This is a genomic window from Terrabacter sp. P5_B1, assembly GCF_056400505.1.
In genome coordinates, this window is the sequence record NZ_JBFULD010000316.1 from 1 (window position 1) to 4,876 (window position 4,876).

Consider the following 4,876-nt stretch of genomic DNA (forward strand, 5'->3'; position numbering starts at 1 on the left):
GCCTGGGACCTCGAAGGCCACGACGTGCAGATGCCTGGGACCTCGAAGGCCACGACGTGCAGATGGCGGTCGTCCCGAGCCTCAGCGACATCTCGTCGGGCCGGATGGCCATGCGCCCCGTCGGGGGGCTGCCGCTCGTGCACGTCGAGCCCCCGCAGAGTCTCGCGGCCTCCCGCGGCCTGAAGCGCGCCTTCGACCTGGTCGGCGCCACCGTCGCCCTGCTCCTCGCGTCACCGGTCATGCTCACCTTCGCGCTGCTGACCAAGCTGCAGGACGGCGGCCCGGTCCTCTTCCGCCAGACCCGGGTCGGTCGCGACGGACACCTCTTCGAGTGCCTCAAGTTCCGCAGCATGGTCGTCGATGCGGAGGCCCGCCTGTCGGGGGTGAGTCACCTCAACAAGAACCCCGAGGGCGTCCTGTTCAAGGCCGAGCACGACCCGCGGATCACGCGTGTCGGAGCCGTGATGCGCCGGTTCTCCATCGACGAGCTGCCGCAGCTGATCAACGTCATCAACGGCGACATGAGCCTCGTCGGGCCGAGGCCGGCCCTGCCGGCCGAGGTCCGCCGCTACGAGACCGACGTCCAGCGTCGGCTCCACGTGCGCCCCGGACTGACGGGCCTCTGGCAGGTCTCTGGCCGGAGCGACCTCTCGTGGCAGGACACCGTCCGCCTCGACCTGTATTACGTCGACAACTGGTCGATCGTCCAGGATCTCGCGATCCTGGCTCGCACGGTTCATGCCGTCTTCGCCTCACACGGAGCATACTGAGAGGTGAACCCCATGAACGGCGGGGGCACGGGTACCTCATCTCGTGCATCCGCCCGCGGGCCCGGCGCTCCCGGCACCCCCCCTGCCGAGTTGCGCCGGGCTCGCTCCTCCTCGGCCTCGTGCCAGACCGAAGGGGCGGGTCCGCGCCGCACAGGCGGCGAGAGCGCCAGCCATGGCTCAGGCGGTCGGCAGGTCTCCGCCGTTGGTCGCGGCTGAACGCTGCTCCAGCTGCCGCAGGGTCTCGCGCAGGGCGGCTTCCGCGTCGACGCCCTCGACCCGGGCACGTCGGACGAGGTCCAGCAGCCGTGCGCCGACGTCCCCGGCAGCGACGGCCGCGTCGACGAGGTCGTCCCGGCCGGTCCGGTGCAGCCGGGACACGTACTTATCAGCGCGGGCCAGGGCCGGGAGGGAGGTCGGCACGCCCTCGAGAGCATGCGTCCGATGCTGCTTCTCGGCGGCCTTGAGCGTCTCCCAGTTGGCCTCGACGGCGTCGGCGGTAGCCGCCTCGACCTCGGCGAAGACGTGCGGATGACGGCGGACGAGCTTGTCGACGAGACCGCCGGCCACGTCGTCGATGTCGAACGGCTCGGTCGCGTGCTCCTCGGCCACGCGGGCCTGGAAGGCGATCTGCAGGAGCAGGTCGCCTAGCTCCTCCTGCATGTGCGTGGGGTCGCCGCTCTCAATGGCCTCGATGGCCTCGTGAGCCTCCTCGAGCAGGTAGGGGACGAGTGAGGCGTGCGTCTGCTGCGCGTCCCACGGGCAGCCACCGGGCGAACGGAGCCGATCCATGACGGCGACGACGTCGAGCAGTCGCGCGCCGGGGACGTCGAAGGAGCCGATGAGCAGCTCGACGTCGGGGGGCTCGGGAAGGCGCGTCACCTCGACGGCGATGGCGTCGCTGAGGCCGGGGTCGCCATCGGAGGAGCCGACCCACACGACGTCGCCGACCTCAGAGGCCGCCACGAGATCACGCGCGAGGTCGGCCGGATGTGCGGACTCGCGGTGCAGCACCTCGACCCCAGCCTCGACGAGCGCCGCGACCTGGGGCTCGTCGGGACGTCCCCACACGGCATACGCCTGCTCGAGGCTCGACCACGCTTCGCGGGTGAGGAGCCCCGGCGCGATGCGGGGTGTCGTGACGAGCAGGACGACGCGAGCAGTCACAGCGGCGAGGGTGGCAGGGTTACTGGGCGGCGGTCGGCGTGGCGGGAGCAGGGCTGGTCTCAGGCTTGACCCAGTTGGGCGTCTGCTGACCGAGCGTGAAGTAGACCGGTCCCTGGTCGGACTTCACGATCGAGCCGTACTTGGGGTTGACCGTGATGTCGGCCTTCTGGAGGTCGGCGCGGTAGGCGGCGACGTCGGCCGGCGTCATCTTCTGCGACTGGATGAGGGCGACCGCCGCGACGAACTCCTTCGTCGTGTCGGTGGCGCCGGGGATCGAGGAGATGACGGAGGCGTAGGTCGCGTCGGGCTTCCAGCTGCCGGAGGTCGCGACGGCGTCCTTGAGCAGCGGCGCCGCGACGAGGGCCGTCACGACGATGTTCTCGGCGAAGTCGAGCTTGGCGGCCTTGAGCTGGTCGGACGTCTCGCGGACGTCGGACTCGTGGATGACCTTGCCGTTGACGACGGCGGCAGCCTGCTGACGCGTCTCGAAACCGCATCCGCCGAGCAGCGACACGGCGCCGAGCGTGGCGACGCCGACGACGGCCGCGCGCTTCACGGATTGAGCAGACCAAGCCTTCACTGAATTCCTCCTCTGGCGGATGYGTCTGACATCCTACGGTGCTCCCATGGCGGACCTGGCCGCACCCGACGACGCGGACGAGGCCGCCGCGATGTCGTCGAGCAGGACGGCCTGGATCAGCTGCCGGGCCCACGTGAGCACCTCGACGTCGCGCAACGGCTTGCCACCGACCCGCGCCGTCATCGGGACGGGAACGAGGATCGTGCCGAGCGCCTCCTTGACGAGCGTGCCCGGATAGAGGCGCATGAGGCGCAGCTGCTGGCTCTCGCGCAGCTCCTTGACCGGGCCGAAGCGCACGACCTTGCCCTGGACGCCGATGTCGCCGATGCGGGCGGCGCGGGCCACGACGCGCAGGCGAGCCACCTCGAGGAGGTTCTGCACCGGCCTGGGCGGCGCGCCGTAGCGGTCGCGCAGCTCCGCCTCGATCTCGTCGACGGCCTCGAACGTCTCGACGGTCGCGAGCTTCTTGTACGCCTCGAGGCGCAGCCGCTCACCCGGCACGTAGTCGTGGGGCAGGTGCGCGTCGACGGGGAGCTCGATCTTGATCTCGGCCGGCACGTCGACGGCGTCGCCGCGGAAGTCGGCGACGGCCTCGCCGATGAGCCGGACGTAGAGGTCGAAGCCGACGCCCTGGATGTGACCGGACTGCTCACCGCCGAGCAGGTTGCCGGCGCCGCGGATCTCGAGGTCCTTCATGGCGACGGCCATGCCGGAGCCGAGGTCGGTGTTGCTCGCGATGGTGCGCAGGCGGTCGTGCGCCGTKTCGGTCATCGGCTTCTCGGGCGGGTACAGGAAGTAGGCGTAGGCCCGCTCGCGTCCACGACCCACACGGCCGCGCAGCTGGTGCAGCTGGGAGAGACCGAGCACGTCGGAGCGTTCGACGATGAGGGTGTTGGCGTTGGAGATGTCGAGGCCGGTCTCGACGATCGTCGTGCAGACGAGGACGTCGAAGCGCTTCTCCCAGAAGTCCTCGACGACCTGCTCGAGCTTGTGCTCACCCATCTGGCCGTGGGCGGTCGCGATGCGCGCCTCGGGGACGAGCTCGCGCAGGCGACCGGCCGCCTTCTCGATGCTGCTCACCTTGTTGTGGACGAAGAAGACCTGCCCCTCGCGCAGCAGCTCCCGACGGACCGCCGCGGTGATCTGCTTCTCGTCGTAGGCGCCGACGAAGGTGAGCACCGGGTGCCGCTCCTCGGGCGGCGTTGCGAGAGTTGACATCTCACGGATGCCGGTGACAGCCATCTCGAGCGTGCGCGGGATTGGCGTGGCCGACATCGACAGGACGTCGACGGCTGTGCGCATCGTCTTGAGCAGCTCCTTGTGCTCGACCCCGAAGCGCTGCTCCTCGTCGATGATGACGAGACCCAGGTCCTTGAACCGCGCATCCTTGGCGAGCAGGCGGTGCGTGCCGATGACGACGTCGATGCTGCCGTCGGCCATGCCGGCCATGACCTCCTTGGCCTCCTTGTCGCTCTGGAAGCGCGACAGCGAGGCGACCTTGACCGGGAACTGCGCGTAGCGCTCGGCGAAGGTCTGCTGATGCTGGCTGACGAGCAGCGTGGTCGGCACGAGGACCGCGACCTGCTTGCCGTCCTGGATCGCCTTGAACGCCGCGCGCACCGCGATCTCGGTCTTGCCGTAGCCGACGTCCCCGCAGATGAGCCGGTCCATCGGCACCTGCTTCTCCATGTCGGCCTTGACCTCGTCGATGCTGACCAGCTGGTCCGGGGTCTCGATGTAGGCGAAGGCGTCCTCGAGCTCGCGCTGCCACGGGGTGTCCGGCGCGAACGCGTGGCCCTTCGTGGCCTGGCGGGCACTGTAGAGGCGGATGAGGTCGGCCGCGATCTGCTTGACGTAGCGCTTGGCCCGCGACTTCGTCTTGGTCCAGTCGGAACCACCCATCTTGTTGAGGGTCGGCTCCTCGCCGCCGACGTACTTCGTCACCTGGTCCAGCTGGTCGGTGGGGACGAAGAGGCGGTCACCCGGCTGACCGCGCTTGCTCGGGGCGTACTCGATGACGAGGTACTCGCGGGTGGCTCCGGCGACCGTGCGCTGCATCATCTCGACGAAACGGCCGACGCCGTGCTGCTCGTGGACGACGTGGTCCCCCGGGCGCAGCTGGAGCGGGTCGACCTGGTTGCGCCGACGCGACGGCATACGCCGCATGTCCTTCGTCGACGTCGAGCTGCCGACCTGCCCGGTGAGGTCGGTCTCGGTGAGCACCTCGAGGCGTGCGGTTTCGTCGACGAATCCCCTTCCGAGAGACCCGGTTGCGATGAGAGCCCGGCCACTGGGAATCGTGTCGGCGAGCCGGTCGACAGGCACCTCGTGGTCGCGCAGCACCTCCTCGACACGCTTGGCG

Annotated in this window: 4 protein-coding genes; 1 reads left to right on the top strand and 3 read right to left on the bottom strand. The window is 69.7% G+C overall.

Going from position 1 to position 4,876, the window contains the following annotated elements; translation table 11 throughout:
- The coding region (locus tag AC1DP0_RS18075; protein WP_478087091.1) for a sugar transferase at positions 1-770 on the top strand (770 nt) is incomplete at its 5' end.
- Between the two features lie 177 nt (positions 771-947).
- Here AC1DP0_RS18075 and AC1DP0_RS18080 read toward each other — a convergent pair.
- The 3 genes from AC1DP0_RS18080 to mfd all read right to left on the bottom strand — a co-directional run.
- Complete coding sequence (locus AC1DP0_RS18080) at positions 948-1,934, bottom strand: nucleoside triphosphate pyrophosphohydrolase (RefSeq protein ID WP_478087095.1); 987 nt, start codon at positions 1,932-1,934, stop codon at positions 948-950.
- 19 nt (positions 1,935-1,953) lie between these two features.
- Complete coding sequence (locus AC1DP0_RS18085; RefSeq protein ID WP_478087098.1) at positions 1,954-2,490, bottom strand: hypothetical protein; 537 nt, start codon at positions 2,488-2,490, stop codon at positions 1,954-1,956.
- Positions 2,491-2,547: 57 nt separating this feature from the next.
- On the bottom strand, positions 2,548-4,876 hold a 2,329-nt coding region (gene mfd, locus AC1DP0_RS18090), incomplete at its 5' end, for a transcription-repair coupling factor (protein WP_478087101.1).